This is a genomic window from Embleya scabrispora DSM 41855 (assembly GCF_000372745.1).
Taxonomy (GTDB): Bacteria; Actinomycetota; Actinomycetes; order Streptomycetales; family Streptomycetaceae; genus Embleya; species Embleya scabrispora.
In genome coordinates, this window is the sequence record NZ_KB889685.1 from 1 (window position 1) to 14,055 (window position 14,055).

Annotated in this window: 10 protein-coding genes; 5 read left to right on the forward strand and 5 right to left on the reverse strand. The window is 70.9% G+C overall.

Features of this window, described 5'->3' with window-relative positions:
- A partial coding sequence (locus A3IC_RS57555) for an FTR1 family iron permease (protein ID WP_020554071.1) occupies positions 1-600 on the forward strand: 600 nt, incomplete at its 5' end.
- Positions 601-686: 86 nt separating this feature from the next.
- Here A3IC_RS57555 and efeB read toward each other — a convergent pair.
- Both efeB and efeO read right to left on the reverse strand, forming a co-directional pair.
- Positions 687-1,964 (reverse strand): iron uptake transporter deferrochelatase/peroxidase subunit, encoded by a 1,278-nt coding sequence (efeB, locus tag A3IC_RS0131520; RefSeq protein ID WP_020554072.1) that lies wholly within the window; start codon positions 1,962-1,964, stop codon positions 687-689.
- A gap of 96 nt (positions 1,965-2,060) precedes the next feature.
- Complete coding sequence (gene efeO, locus A3IC_RS0131525) at positions 2,061-3,194, reverse strand: iron uptake system protein EfeO (RefSeq protein WP_040877464.1); 1,134 nt, start codon at positions 3,192-3,194, stop codon at positions 2,061-2,063.
- A gap of 705 nt (positions 3,195-3,899) precedes the next feature.
- On the opposite strand from efeO, the gene A3IC_RS0131535 reads away from it, so the two are divergent.
- The gene (locus A3IC_RS0131535; protein ID WP_020554075.1) at positions 3,900-5,126 is read left to right on the forward strand and encodes a thiolase family protein; all 1,227 of its coding nucleotides are present in this window, start codon (positions 3,900-3,902) and stop codon (positions 5,124-5,126) included.
- Positions 5,123-7,258, forward strand: coding sequence for a 3-hydroxyacyl-CoA dehydrogenase NAD-binding domain-containing protein (locus A3IC_RS0131540; protein ID WP_020554076.1), 2,136 nt, complete (start codon positions 5,123-5,125; stop codon positions 7,256-7,258). The genes A3IC_RS0131535 and A3IC_RS0131540 overlap by 4 nt, the downstream gene beginning before the upstream one ends.
- 156 nt (positions 7,259-7,414) lie before the next feature.
- Here A3IC_RS0131540 and A3IC_RS66920 read toward each other — a convergent pair whose 3' ends face one another.
- The gene (locus A3IC_RS66920; protein WP_158696163.1) at positions 7,415-7,768 is read right to left on the reverse strand and encodes a hypothetical protein; all 354 of its coding nucleotides are present in this window, start codon (positions 7,766-7,768) and stop codon (positions 7,415-7,417) included.
- A gap of 6 nt (positions 7,769-7,774) precedes the next feature.
- Positions 7,775-8,533 carry a TNT domain-containing protein gene (locus A3IC_RS0131550; RefSeq protein WP_020554078.1) on the reverse strand — a complete coding sequence of 253 codons (759 nt, stop codon included), beginning with the start codon at positions 8,531-8,533 and terminating at the stop codon, positions 7,775-7,777.
- 283 nt (positions 8,534-8,816) lie between these two features.
- On the opposite strand from A3IC_RS0131550, the gene A3IC_RS0131555 reads away from it, so the two are divergent.
- On the forward strand, positions 8,817-9,335 hold the full coding sequence (locus A3IC_RS0131555; protein ID WP_020554079.1) for a GNAT family N-acetyltransferase: 519 nt from the start codon (positions 8,817-8,819) through the stop codon (positions 9,333-9,335).
- 218 nt (positions 9,336-9,553) lie between these two features.
- Complete coding sequence (locus tag A3IC_RS57565) at positions 9,554-10,678, forward strand: LCP family protein (RefSeq protein ID WP_020554080.1); 1,125 nt, start codon at positions 9,554-9,556, stop codon at positions 10,676-10,678.
- A gap of 44 nt (positions 10,679-10,722) precedes the next feature.
- Here A3IC_RS57565 and A3IC_RS0131565 read toward each other — a convergent pair whose 3' ends face one another.
- On the reverse strand, positions 10,723-13,812 hold the full coding sequence (locus A3IC_RS0131565) for a hypothetical protein (RefSeq protein WP_158696164.1): 3,090 nt from the start codon (positions 13,810-13,812) through the stop codon (positions 10,723-10,725).
- Positions 13,813-14,055 lie beyond the last annotated feature (243 nt).

Below are 14,055 nucleotides of genomic sequence, written 5' to 3' on the forward strand. Positions count from 1 at the left end.
ACCTGGATGATCTTCTGGATGCGGCGGACCTCGCACGCGTTGAAGGCGCAGCTCCAGGGTCGGTTGGACCAGGCGCTGGCGATGGGCACCGGCGCGCTGGTGCTGACCGCGTTCCTGTCGGTGGGCCGCGAGGGCCTGGAGACCGCGGTGATCGTGTGGGGCACCGCCCGCTCCACCGGCGAGAACACCGACCCGATGATCGGCGTCGCCCTCGGCCTGGCCACCGCCGTCGTCCTGGGCTACCTCTTCTACGCCGGCGCCGTCCGGATCAACCTGGCCAAATTCTTCCTGTGGACCGGCGCCGGCCTGGTCGTCGTCGCCGCCGGCGTACTCGCCTACGGCGTCCACGACCTCCAGGAGGCCGACTTCCTCCCGGGCCTGACCGACCGCGCCTTCGACATCAGCGACACCATCCCCCCGGACAGCTGGTACGGCACCCTGCTCAAGGGCATCCTCAACTTCCAACCCGACCCCACGGTCCTCCAGGTCACCGTCTGGCTGCTCTACCTCGTCCCGGTCATGGCCCTGTTCTTCCTGCTCCCCAAGGGCGGCACCAAGAACCCGGCGCCGGCGCCGCAAGAGACCGCGACAGCCGCCTGAGCACCGCGCCAGGCATGCGCGAAGGGCCCGATCCCAGGTGCGGATCGGGCCCTTCGCGCAGGTGAGCGACGCGGCTTGGGAAATACTCAGGCGAACAACGCCTTGCCCCAGTAGTCGTCCGCACCGCGCACCCCGCCAGGGCAGGCGAACAGCGCCGAACCCACGTGCTGGATGTACTCGTTCATCGTGTCGTTCGCCGCCAACTGCTGCTGGAGCGGGATGAAGCCCTTGCGCGGGTCGCGCTGGTAGGCCAGGAAGAACAGGCCCGCCTCCAGCCGGCCGAGCCCGTCCGAGCCGTCCACGAACGAGTAGCCGCGGCGCAGGATGGTCACACCGTTGTTGGAGTCGGGGTGGGACAGCCGCACATGCGACTTCTCCGGCAGCGCCTTGAGCGGGACCACGTCGTGCTCGCCGGTCGCACCATGCGGCGCGCCGACGCCCTTGGACCGGCCGATGATGTCCTGCTGCTCCTGCAGCGAGGTCCGGTCCCAGGTCTCGATGTGCATCCGGATCCGGCGGGCGACCAGGTACGACCCGCCGCTCATCCACTGCGGGCCCTCGCCGGCCGGCACCCACACGTGCTCGCGCAGTCGGTCGGTCTCGGTACCGGCGATGTTGCGCGTGCCGTCCTTGAACCCGAACAGGTTGCGCGGCGTCATCGCCTCGGGCGTGGTCGAGGAGGTCTTGCCGAAGCCCAGCTGGGACCAGCGCACCGACACCACGCCGAAGCCGATCCTGGCCAGGTTGCGGATCGCGTGCACCGCGACCTGCGGGTCGTCCGAGCACGCCTGGACCGCGATGTCGCCGCCCGAGCGCTGCGGGTCGAGCTTGTCACCCGGGAACAAGGGCAGTTCGGCGAGCACCTCGGGCTTCTTCGCGGCGATCTGGAACCGGTCCTTGCCGTCCTTGGTGAACAGCGTGGGGCCGAACCCGACGGTGAGCGTGAGGTTGTTCGGCGGCAGGCCGACCGCCTCGCCGGTGTCGTCCGGCGGCGACTGTGGGACGCCGCTGTCCGCGCCGGTCCCGATCGCCTTGCCGGCGGTCATCGCGGCCGCCGCGGCGGTCCACTGCTGAAGCATGCGCACCAGCTTGGCGCGGTCGTCGGTGATCACGTCGAAGACGCAAAAGTGCAGCCGGTCCTGCACCGGCGTGGCGATACCGGCCTGATTGACGCCGTGGAAGTCGACCGCGCCCGGGGTCGGCGCGGACGACTTGTCGTCGGTCCCGGTGACCGCGGTGGCCACCCCGCCGGCCGCGGCGGCTCCGACCACGAGCGCACCGCCGGTCCAGCCCAGCAGGGCCCGCCGGCTGAAACCGTCGCCCGCTTGCTCGACCGCCTCGGTGCCGTGTTCGATCTCGGTCATGGTGCCCTCCCTATGGACGTTCGGTGCGGCGGCAGGCGTGCTGCGTCCGGCCTGGTGAAGCGGCCGATTGTTGGCGCGTTGCGACGTGGGGCATGACTAGGCGACGACGCCGGCCAGCTTGGACAGCGGCTCGCCGAGCGCGTTGACCGCGTCCGAGAGCTCCTTGCGCTTGGCGTCGTCGACGGTGTCGTAGGAAACGTAGCCCTCGCCCTGCTTGTACTTGTTCAGCAGGCCCTGGATCTTGGCGAACTCGCCGTCGAGGGTGCCGGCCAGCGCCGCGTCCTTCTCCGCCACGTACGGCTTCAGCAGGTCGAACGCCTTCTTCGCGCCGTCCACGTTGCCCACGAAGTCCCACAGGTCGGTGTGGCTGAACGCCTCTTCCTCACCGGTGACCTTGCCGGTGGCCACCTCGTCGAGGAGTTCCTTGGCGCCGTTGGCGATCGAGGTCGGGGTGATCTCGGCCGTGCCCACCTTCGACTGGAGCGTCTTGAGGTCGGCCAGCAGGCGGTCGGCGTAGCCCTTGTCCGCGTCGGTGATCTGCCCGGTCGTCCACAACGTCTTCTCGATCCGGTGCCAGCCGGACCACTCCTGACCCGGCTCCAGGTCCGCCTCGCGGGCGTCCATCTGCGGGTCGAGGTCGCCGAAGCTCTCCGCGACCGGCTCGATGGTCTCCCAGCCCAGGCGCGACTTGGGGTAGAGGTCCTTGGCCTTGGCCACGTCGCCGGCCTTGACCGCGTTCACGAACTCGGTGGCGATCGGCAACATCCGGTCGACGGTCTCGGTGGTGAAGGCGCGGTAGTGCGCGACCGCCTGGGCGAGTCGGGGGTCGACCGGCTTCTCGGCGGGCGTGCCGGCGACGGTGACGGTCTGTCGTATGCCGTCACCCTTCATGCCGGGCTTGCAGGCGACCTCGTACTTGCCGGCCTTGATCTCGAAGTTCAGCGTCGCCGAGGTGCCGGGGCCGATGTTCTCCCGCTCGGTGACGATCCGGTCGCCCTGGGCGTAGACGTACAACTCGGTGACCTGGCTGCCCTTGTTGGTCACCTTGATGCTGTTCTTGCCCGCCGACCAGTCCTTCTTGGCGACGTCGCACGACTTGTCCTTGGCGGTGACCTTGACCGCGTCGCCGGAGGATTCGTCACTGCTGCACGCGGTGAGCGCCAACGGCAACGCGAGCAGCAGCCCGGTGCCCAGCACGCGGACGGCGGGGCGGCGACGGACAACAGACATGGACTCTCCCGGGGACGAGAACAAGCGAAGACGGGTCCATGCCCGGCAGACGGACGACAGGGACCAGCGGAAATACAAAAGGGACAAAAAGCAATTATTAGGCAAGGCTAACCAAGCCTAGGCTTGGCTTATTTTGTCAGCCGAATGCCCCCATACAGTCAAGCCGAAGTAAAGGCGCGCCTCGTCGAGCGTGGATCGCATCACGTCCGGCCGGGGATCTCCGGCGCGGCAAAGCATGGCAAGCCGGGGAAATCCGTAGAGTCGGGCCGAGTCGGCGCAATCCGGAGCCCTGGCAATCACCTCGGAGCAGCCCGGCGGGGCAATGTGGCGGGCAACCCGCCGGGGCCTTGGCAGCCGATGCGAGCGCTCGCGCCCCGGACCCGGGCGTCGCGGCGATGACGGCTCCGGCGCCCGATGCGGTGATGGGCGACCCCGCCTCGTTCGCCCGCCCGCCCGGAGGGTTGCCCGCTCGCACGCCTTGCCCGCGCACACCCGTTCGCGTGTCACGGCACCCGCTCGGACACGAACGGCGCCGCCCGGCCGTCGGCCCGATCGCCGCAAACGTGCCGGTCACCGGGTCGATCCCGAGCACCGGCGGCGCCGGTCCGGCGGATCACGGCGAGCGGAGTGGGACCGAGGGCTAGGACCATTGGTTACTCATGAGTAGCATGGGGCTCGTACCCATCGCAGGAGGAGTGTGCGCTCGTGCCTCGTAACGTCCGGGACGTCGTCTTCGTAGACGGCGTCCGTACCCCCTTCGGCAAGGCCGGCCCCAAGGGCATCTACCACGAGACGCGAGCCGACGACCTCGTCATCGCGTGTATCCGTGAGCTGATGCGCCGCAACCCGTCGCTGCCGCCCGCCCGCGTGGACGAGGTCGCCATCGCGGCCACCACGCAGATCGGCGACCAGGGCCTGACCATCGGCCGCACCGCGGCGCTGCTCGCGGGTCTGCCGCGCGAGGTGCCCGGCTATTCGATCGACCGCATGTGCGCGGGCGCGATGACCGCGGTCACCACGGCCGCCGGCGGCATCGCGTTCGGCGCCTACGACGTCGTGGTCGCCGGCGGTGTCGAACACATGGGCCGCCACCCCATGGGCGAGGGCGCCGACCCGAACCCGCGGATCATCTCCGAGCAGCTCGTGGACCCGTCCGCGCTGGTCATGGGCAACACCGCGGAGAACATCCACGACCGCTTCCCGCAGCTGACCAAGGAGCGTGCCGACAGGTTCGCCGTGGGCAGCCAGGACAAGGCCGCCAAGGCGTACGCCGACAACAAGATCCAGCCCGACCTGGTGCCGGTCGCGGCCCGCTCGGTCGAGCAGGGCTGGGGCCTGTCCACCGTCGACGAGCCGATGCGCCCGGGCACCACGCTCGATGGCCTCGGCGCGCTGAAGACCCCGTTCCGTCCGCACGGCCGGGTCACCGCGGGCAACGCGGCCGGCCTCAACGACGGCGCGACCGCGTGCCTGCTCGCCTCCGAGGACGCCGCGCGTGAGCTGGGTCTGCCGATCAAGATGCGGCTCGTGCAGTTCGCCTTCGCGGGCGTCGAGCCCGAGGTGATGGGCATCGGCCCGGTCCCGGCCACCGAGAAGGCCCTGGAGCGCGCCGGCCTCACCATCGAGGACATCGGCCTGTTCGAACTGAACGAGGCGTTCGCGGTCCAGGTGTTGTCCTTCCTGGACCACTACAAGATCGCCGACGACGACCCGCGCGTGAACAAGTACGGCGGCGCGATCGCCTTCGGCCACCCTCTCGCCTCGTCCGGCGTGCGCCTGATGACGCAGCTCGCGCGCCAGTTCGAGGAACACCCCGAGGTCCGCTACGGCCTGACCTCGATGTGCATCGGGCTCGGCATGGGCGGGACCGTCATCTGGGAGAACCCGAACTGGACTGCGGACAGCGCGAACTCCGAGGGGAACGACAAGTGAGCGACCTGACCCGACTGGCCGCCGAGGTCTTCCCGGACGAGCTGGTCTCGCACTTCCCCGTACGCGTGCTCGACCTCCCGGGCGGCGCGGGCAAGTTCGCGCTGATCACGATCGACAACGGCTTCGACCACACCAAGCCGAACACGTTCGGCCCGGCCGGTCTGGGCGAACTGAACGGCGCGATCGACAAGGTCGAGGCCCTGGCCGCGGCGGGCGACATCGTCGCGGCGGGGGTGACCGGCAAGCCGTTCATCTTCGCGGTCGGCGCCGACCTCAAGGGCGTGGAGAAGGTCGGCCTGCGCGAGCACGCGCACGCCATCGGCAAGGCCGGCCACGACACGTTCAAGCGGCTGACCACGCTGTCCGTGCCCACCTTCGCGTTCTACAACGGCGCGGCGATGGGCGGCGGCGTCGAGATCGGCCTGGCCTGCACGTACCGCACCATCTCCACCGCGGTGCCGGCCTTCTCGCTGCCGGAGTGCTTCCTGGGTCTGGTCCCCGGCTGGGGCGGCTGCGTACTGCTGCCGAACCTGATCGGCCCGGACGACGCGGTCACCGTGATCATCGAGAACGCGCTGAACCAGAACCGGCAGCTCAACGGCCCCAAGGCATTCAAGCTCGGGATCGCGGACGCGCTGGTGGAGTCCGCCGACTTCCTGGCCCAGTCGCTGGTGTGGGCGGCCAAGGTCGTCTCCGGCGAGATCGTGGTCGAGCGAGCGGAGATCGACCGCGGCGCCGGTTGGGACGCGGCGATCGAGCGAGGTCGCGCGATCGCCGACTCGAAGGTGCACGGGGCCTCCCCCGCGCCGTACCGCGCGCTGGAGATCATCGACGCGGCGCGCTCCGCGCGATTCGGCGACGTCGCCTCGCTCCAAGCCGGCTTCGACGCCGAGGACGACGCGCTCGCCGACCTGATCATGGGCGACGAACTGCGCGCGGGGCTGTACTCGTTCAACCTGATCCAAAAGCGCGCCAAGCGCCCGGCCGGCGCCCCCGACCGAAAGCTCGCGCGCCCGGTCACCAAGGTCGGCGTGGTCGGCGCCGGGCTGATGGCCTCGCAGCTCGCGCTGCTGTTCGCACGTCGCCTGCGGGTGCCGGTCGTCCTGACCGACATCGACCAGGAGCGCGTGGACAAGGGCGTCGGCTACGTGCACGCCGAGGTCGACAAGCTCCTGCTCAAGAAGCGCGTCTCGGCGGACGCCGCGAACCGGCTCAAGGCGCTGGTGACCGGCTCGCTGACCAAGGACGCGTTCGCGGACGCCGACTTCGTGATCGAGGCCGTGTTCGAGGAGATGTCGGTCAAGCAGCAGGTGTTCGCCGAGGTCGAGGCCGTGGTCTCGCCGACCTGCATCCTGGCCACCAACACCTCGTCGTTGTCGATCACCGAGATGGCCGCCAAGCTGGCGCACCCCGAGCGGGTCGTGGGCTTCCACTTCTTCAACCCGGTCGCGGTCCTGCCGCTTTTGGAGATCGTCCGCGCGGAGCAGACCGACGACGGTGCGCTGGCCACCGCGTTCGCCGTCTCCAAGCAGCTCAAGAAGACCTCGGTCCTGGTCAAGGACGCCCCGGCATTCGTGGTCAACCGCGTCCTCACCCGCTTCCTGGGCGAGGTGCTGGCCGCGGTCGACGAGGGCACCCCGATCGAGGTCGCCGACAACGCGCTGGCCCCGCTCGGCCTGCCGATGTCCCCGATGGTCCTGCTCGAACTCGTCGGTCCGGCGATCGCCGCACACGTCGCCGAGACCCTGCACACGGCCTTCCCGGACCGCTTCGGCGTCTCCCCCAACCTGGAGCGCGTGGTCAAGGCCGGGAAGCGCTCCTTCCTGACCTGGGCCTCGGGCACCCAGGAGGTCGACCCCGAGGTCACCGCCCTGCTGGAGGTGGGCAACTCCCCCTCCACGGAGGAACAGGTCCGCGACCGCGCCTTGGCCGCCCTGGCCGACGAGATCAACCGCATGCTCGAAGAGGGCGTCGTCGCCGCCCCGCAGGACATCGACCTGTGCATGATCACCGGCGCCGGCTGGCCCTTCCACCTGGGCGGCATCACGCCATACCTGGACCGGGTGGGCGTGAGCGAGAAGACGGCGGGCAAGCGCTTCCTGCCCGCGGGCGTGGCCTCCGTGCCGCAGTAGCGGCTCGCGGCTGGGCGTGGGTGTAGGGCTCGGTGGGACCCGGGGTGGGTCCCGCCGGGGTCCGTGTCCGCGGCAGGCAACCGCACGCAGGGGTGGCTCCGTTGTTCGGAGCCACCCCTGCGGGGTTTTCGGGCCGGAGTCGGGTGAGGGGTTCGGCTAGGGGTCGGGTGGAGGATTCGCCTCGGGATCGGGCGAGGGATTCGTCCTGGGATCGGGCGACGGCTGGGGCGGGGAATCGGGCGACGAATTCATGGGTGGATCGGTCGAGGGGGCCCTCGGCAACGCCAGGACGTGGAGCGCGTGATCGCAGGCGGCGGCCTCGTCGGTGAAGTCGGCTACCACGTGCCATGCGCCGCGCTCGAAGACGCCGGTCTGCCAGGCCTCGGCGACTCGGCGCAGGAACACGAACTCGGGTGGGAGCGGTACGGGTTCGTGTGCGTCCTGAATCCACATCTCGCCCGGCGCCACGCCGCCTCGGCGCAGGGCGAGGAAGAGCTCGTGGCGATCCACCACCGCTCAGCGTGTCGGGGCGGCGGCAAGCAACGCGGATCCGGCCGGACCGTCGTCGTCGGGCTTGAGGTAGTCGTGCTCCAACAGCCATTTGACGTTGAGCCGTTGACCCTCGCCCGGGTTCACGAAGACCGGGTCCAGAAGGATCTGCCGTCCGCCGCCGGGCTGTTCGAACCACGCGGCGATGCGTCCCTGCCAGACCTTGAACGGCCGGGTGACCTCGTAACGGTGGTAGCCGCAGGGAAAGGCCGAATCGCGCGTCATCAGGTTCTGCGGCGGCAGGGCTCGCTTGGCGTACCGGTCGCCGGCGGGGGCGAGGAAGCTGCCGTACTCCGACCCGAAACGATCCAGGTCCTGACCGACCCGCAGGGTCGTCTCGTGCTTGTCGAGTTCGCCGTCGGTCCGGGCGAAGCCGTCGTCGGGCGGGTACTTCCAGACGTTCGCCTCGTTGTTCCAGTACTTGTCCAGGAACGCCGCCGATGACAGGTTTCCGGTCCGCCGGTAGCCGGACAACAGCGGGCCCACCGGCCGCTCCGCGCGGGTGGGCAGGTCATCCGGACCCAGCCGCTCGTCCCCGTCCAACGGCTTCACGCACACGACCCGCGCCGAACCCGTGCCGACGGCGGCGAACTTGGACTCCACGGGAGCCGCCTGGACGGTTCCGGCGGCAGCCAGCACGACACCGGCCAGCACAGCCCCGCCCGCCACCGCGACCAATCGCCCTCTTGCGAACATCCGCACGTGCCGCCTCTCGAGATCGCCCATCAGGAATAAGCCACTCATATCGCCCGGGGAGTCTTCGGCGGTGCTTCACCACTGCGAAGTCACCCGAAGGGATGCAGATCGCGCGGTGCGGCGGGGTGGCGGGGGTTCGGTGGGGCTGGGTTCGTGGCGGGGGGTTCGGTGACGGGGGGTTCGGTGGGGCTGGGTTCGGTGGCGGGGAATGGGTGGCTGGGAACAGGGCGGCAGGCGAGGAGGGCGACTGGGGACGGGGCCGGGCTCGGTGCCCGTCGAGGGGGCCGGCCGGGGTGCACGGCAGGATTGGGGGGTGAATGATCTGATTCGGGTGCCACAGGTCGGTGAGATGGAGCGGCTTCGCGAGATCGAGGTGGCGGCCGGGATGGCCTTCGCAGCGGTGGGGATGCCCGAGATCGCGGCGGACGAGCCGTTGTCCGTCGAGGAGTTGCACGCGTACCGGGCGGGCGGGCGATGCCTGGTGGTCGGAGCTTCGACGGAGTCGGCGCTGGGCTATGTGATTTGGGACCTCGTGGACGGCGCCGCGCACATCGAGCAGGTGTCCGTGCATCCCGACGGGGCGCGCCGGGGTCTGGGGCGGGCGCTGATCGATCGCGTGCAGGCGGACAGCGGGCTCGCGTTGACGTTGACCACGTTTCGGGATGTGGCATGGAACGCGCCGTACTACGCGCGGATCGGGTTCGGCGTACTCGACGCCGCCGAGGTGACGCCGGGCCTGGTGGCGATCCGGGCACACGAGGCGGCCATCGGGTTGGATCGGTGGCCTCGGGTGTGCATGCGGCGATCGGTCTCGTGGCGATCGGTTTCCTGACGACACTCTCGGGACGACGGGTCTCGTGACGACCGGTCTCGTAACGGCCCGACTTCTGGGGAGTGCTCACCTGGAGAACGGTTGACCGGCTACCGGTCCACCGACCACCGGTCTCGTAGTGTGCGTTCGCCTTCGATCTCGACATGGTTTACGAAATTCCCGGCAGTCTTTGCCGATTTCCCTGCCATTGCTGACGGCCGGTCAGCTAGCTTCTGCGCATGACGGATGCGCTGGGGGCAACGGACGAGTCCGCCGAGGTGGGCGGGACGGACGAAGCCGGCGGAGCGGACGAGGCCGGCCAGACGGGAGAGGCCGACAGATCGGACGGGGTCGACGGAGCGGACGCGCAAGCCGAGCCGACCTCGACGCCCGAGCGCAAGCCCTGGTCGCGGCGCCGCAAGGCGGTCGTGGGACTGGTCGCGCTGCTCACGCTGTCGCTGTTCGTGGTCGGTGGGTGCACGGTCTGGGTGGTGTACTCGCTCAACGCCAACATCAAGCGCATCGACGGAGTCTTCGACCGATCGAGCATCCCCGCCGCGGGACCGCGCCCACCGGCCGATCCCACCGCCGGCCGAGCGCTGAACATCCTGCTCGTCGGAATGGACGCGGCGGCGGCCGGCGCCGACCCCGAGGCGCTGGAGGGGCGGCGCAGCGACACCATGATGATCCTGCACCTGCCCGCCGGTCGGGCCTCGATCTCGGCGATCTCGCTGCCGCGCGACTCGTGGGTGTCGATCCCGGGACGCGGCGAGGCCAAGCTGAACGCGGCCTTTTCGTGGGGCGGCCCCGCACTGCTCGTGGCCACCATCGAGAACCTGACCGGGGTACGGATCGACCACTACGCGGCGGTGGACTTCGGCGGCTTCAAGGGCATGGTCGACGCGCTCGGCGGGGTGACGGTGGACGCCGACAAGGGCCGGGCCGAGCTGGACGGCAACGAGGCGCTCAAGTTCGTACGGCAGCGGTACGGGCTCGGTCGGGGCGACCTCGATCGGGTGGCGCACCAGCAGCAACTTCTGGGCGCGATCGCGGAGAAGGTCACCGCGGAGGGCGTGCTCGGCAGCCCGCTGCGCACCGAGAACCTGTTGCAGTCGCTGACCAAGTCGCTGACCGTCGACGACAACCTCAACTTCAAGGCACTGCTCGACCTGGCCACCGACCTCAAGGGCATCAGCGAAGCCGACCTGGCGTTTCGCACCGCCCCCGTCGCCGGCTTCGGCGAACGCGGAGGCGGCCAGAGCGTGGTCCTGCTCGACGACAAGCGCTGCAAGGAACTCTTCGCCGCGGTCCGCGCCGACATCCCCTGGCCGGAGCCGGCTCCCGGCGAACTGTGGCGGCCCTGAGCCCGTCACAAACGCCGCGTCGAGCGCACGGCGCAGTCGAGCGCTCAGCACAGTCGATGCAGGGCGCGGCGCGCGGCCTTGACCACCTCGGGGTCGGGGTGGGCAGCCTCGGCGAAGCGCAGCACGTCCTCGGCGCAGGGGTGGCCCATCGTCGCGAGTTCGCCGAAGACCACGTCGGCGCCCGGGCCCTGGCTGCCCGTCACCTCGGTGAGCAGGCCCAGTACGGCCGCCTCGTGCCGGCCGAGCAGCGCCGCGGCGGCGTTGTCCGCGGTCAACCAGGCCAGCGTGCGCAAGGTCGCGGGTGGCACTTCCTGGTCGTGGGTGAGGCGCCAGTTCCATACGTGCGGGGCGAGGGTGGGGTCGGCGACGGCCTCGGCGAGGGCGTGTTCGACGGCGGCCTCGGGCAGATCGGCGTCACCCACGTGGGCGAAGAGCATGAGCCGCTCGGTGGGGCCGGCCGCGCCCGCAACCGCACACAGTTCGGACAGCGCGGCGTCGACCGGGCGGCACGCGATCCAGCTCGCGAACGTCCGCGTCGCCACCGGTCGCGGCCATGCCCCCATCGCACCGAGCAGCCGGGCGCCCGACGCCGCGGTGTAGTCGTCGACGGTGGCGACGGGCAGCCCCTGCTCACGAAACATCCGGTGCACGAGCGTGCCACCGAGGCCGGTCAGCGTAATGCCCTCGGCGGTGCGCCGAACAATGCCGAGCGCGGCCAGCCGATCGGCGAGCAGGATCACCCCGACACGGACCCGATCGAGCAACTCGTCAGATGCCCGATCGGCGGGCACGGTGGCGGGCGGGCGCGGGTCGGTCGCGGGTGCAGGCGGGTGGGGGTCGGGCCCAGATGGGCTCAAGCCGGTCGCAGGCGCTGGCGGACACGTGTCGGAAACGGGCGGGCGCAGGTCGGCCGCAGGCATAGGCGGACGCGCATCGGACGCGGGCGCACGCGAGTCGGGCGCAGGCGCAGGCGAACTCGAGTCCGTCGCGGGCGAACTCGAGTCCGTCGCGGGCGCAGGCGGGTGCGAGTCGGTCGCGGGCACGGGCGGATACGGGTCGGTCGCCGGCACAGTCGCAGGCGGGTGCGAGTCGATTGCGGACGCAGGCGCAGGCGGGTGCGAGTCGGTCGCGGGTGCAGGGGCAGGCGTGCGCGAATCGGTCGCGGGCGGACGCGAGTCGGCCTCAGGTGCGGGCCGGCGCAGGTCCATCGCAGGCAGGCGTGACTCGGGCGCAGACGAGCGCGGGTCGGGCGTACCCGCAGCCGCAGCGCACAGTCGGCCCATCTCCCGGACCAGGTCGGGCGCGTCCAGGATCCGGCCGAGCGCGAACGCCTCGTCGTCGGCCGGCGGCTCGGTGGGCAGCGTCCGAACCACGTGGTCGAGGTCGCGACGCACCGCCAGGCCCACGAACAGTGACACCGGGAGCGGTCCGCCGAGTTGCACCAGGCCGGTGAACAGCGACGCGGCAAGCCCCTCGGGGACGTCCCATCGCTGCTCGTGGGCCTCGCCGAAGGTCGCGTTGTCCTCGGCCACCACCACCATCGCGCGCGCGGCGAGCGCGATCAGCTCGCGGTCACCGCCCTCGCGCCACACCCGCAGGCCGTCCGCGACGTGCACCGCGCCGTCGAGCAGGACCAGCAGACCGGTGCCCAAGGCAAGCGTCCAGCGCCGGTGCAGGGCATGCTCGCCCCGAGCGGTACGGGGCGGGCCGGCAACGGGGCGACAGGGTTGCTCGGGGATACCGAGATCGACCATGGCCCGGCGTGCGACCTCGTCCGTCAGTACCTCCTCCCCGGTGACCGGCAGTGGCCCGTGCTCCTCCACGTACTCCGCGAGCGCCGCCGCCTGCGCCAACAGCGGCGACATCCGAGCAGCCAGCGCGCACTCGGAGGTGGGTGGCACGTACAGCGGCGGCAGCGCGGGCTCGCTCGGCCCACCGCCCGGGCCGGTGAGCGGAGCGGGCACGCCGAGTTCGAGGAAGCGGGTGCGCAGCCCGTACAGTCCCAACGGGGTCAGCCGCACCGCCATGAACGGCGCGCCGCCGCCCACGAGCTCTCGGATCTCCAGGACACCGAACGCCCGCAGGTCGTCCATCTGGTGGGCCAATGTCAGGCCGGTGAACAGCGCCGGATCGGCCACCGAGGGCGACCTCGGCCGGCCGTCGGGCGTGTACGAGAGCAGTTCGAACAGCCCGCCCATCGGCACCCACCGCCCCGCGTGGTCGTACAACTCGCGCAACAGCTCGCGCATCACGTCGCCGCCGCGCAACACATGCCCGGCACGACGCACCGCCGGTCGCCCGGTGGCCTCGCCGACCGCCACGCCCTCCCACAGGCTCGACCACACGCGCAGCACGTCGCACGGCCGACCGACCGCCAAGGCCCGGGTAAGCGCGCCCGCGGTCGCGATGGTGCGGCCGACCTCGATCAGGCCCGCCGCACAGGCGATCGACCAGACATGGTGCAACGGCTCGACGTCGCGTGCGCTGCGAACACCCGCAACCGGTGCGTCGATACCCAGCAGTGACGCGGCCTCGGCGGCCGGCACCCGGCACAGGACACCGGTCGCGGTCACCGGCCGCCCACGACCGACCCAGCGGGCGAGGGTGAGCGCAGCGGCGAACGACGGCGCCGCCGACGCGGCCCGAGCCAACTCGCGCTCGTCCGGCAGCCGAACCGCCGGCAGCGCCCTACCGCGCCCGAAGCCAGTCGCGTAGCCCGCCACAAACAACTTCTTCGCCGAGCCCCAGCAGGTCGAATCCGCCATCCGGGCCGGGAGCTCGCCCTCGTGTCGATCCAGCACCGCGAGCAGCGGGTCGAGCCGGTCGCTGTCCGGATGCAGGGGCCCACGCTCGCGCAGGAACTCCAGGAACAAGCGCAGCGCGGGCACCACCAGACCCACCGTCTCCTCGCGGGGCAGCGCGACGTGCGCCGGCACCAACGTCTCCAGCAGCGCGTTCAGGTCGCCGGCGCGCCAGTGGGTGTGGTCGTCGATCCGCAGGCAGGCAACCCGCAGATCGAGCAACGTGCCCACGACGTCGATCATCCGCTCGGCGTCAGGGGCCGGCCGGCCCGCTCGCGAAAGCCACGTGCCGAAGTCGGCCACGATGCCGCAGGAATCGGGAGATAGCGCCACGTCGCAGAGCGTAGTGAGCGCCGCATCCGCTTCGCATGGATTTCGGACAATCCATGCGAAGCGGCAAGAGGCCGGCCCGAAGCGCTGTCGAGGAGCCCCCAACGCCCGTCCACGTACCCGCGCACGCACGCACTGACAGCCACTCACAACGCCGCCTGCGCCCACGACCACACTCGCCTACATCGGCACCCGCGCCCGCGGCCACCGACGCCTGCACCCTCTGACGACTGCGGCCCGCGCTCA

Coding starts and splice junctions, on each gene's coding strand:
- efeB (WP_020554072.1), bottom strand. CDS start 1,964: ATGACCGAGATCGAACACGGCACCGAGGCGGTCGAGCAAGCGGGCGAC.
- efeO (WP_040877464.1), bottom strand. CDS start 3,194: ATGTCTGTTGTCCGTCGCCGCCCCGCCGTCCGCGTGCTGGGCACCGGG.
- A3IC_RS0131550 (WP_020554078.1), bottom strand. CDS start 8,533: ATGGGCGATCTCGAGAGGCGGCACGTGCGGATGTTCGCAAGAGGGCGA.
- A3IC_RS57565 (WP_020554080.1), top strand. CDS start 9,554: ATGACGGATGCGCTGGGGGCAACGGACGAGTCCGCCGAGGTGGGCGGG.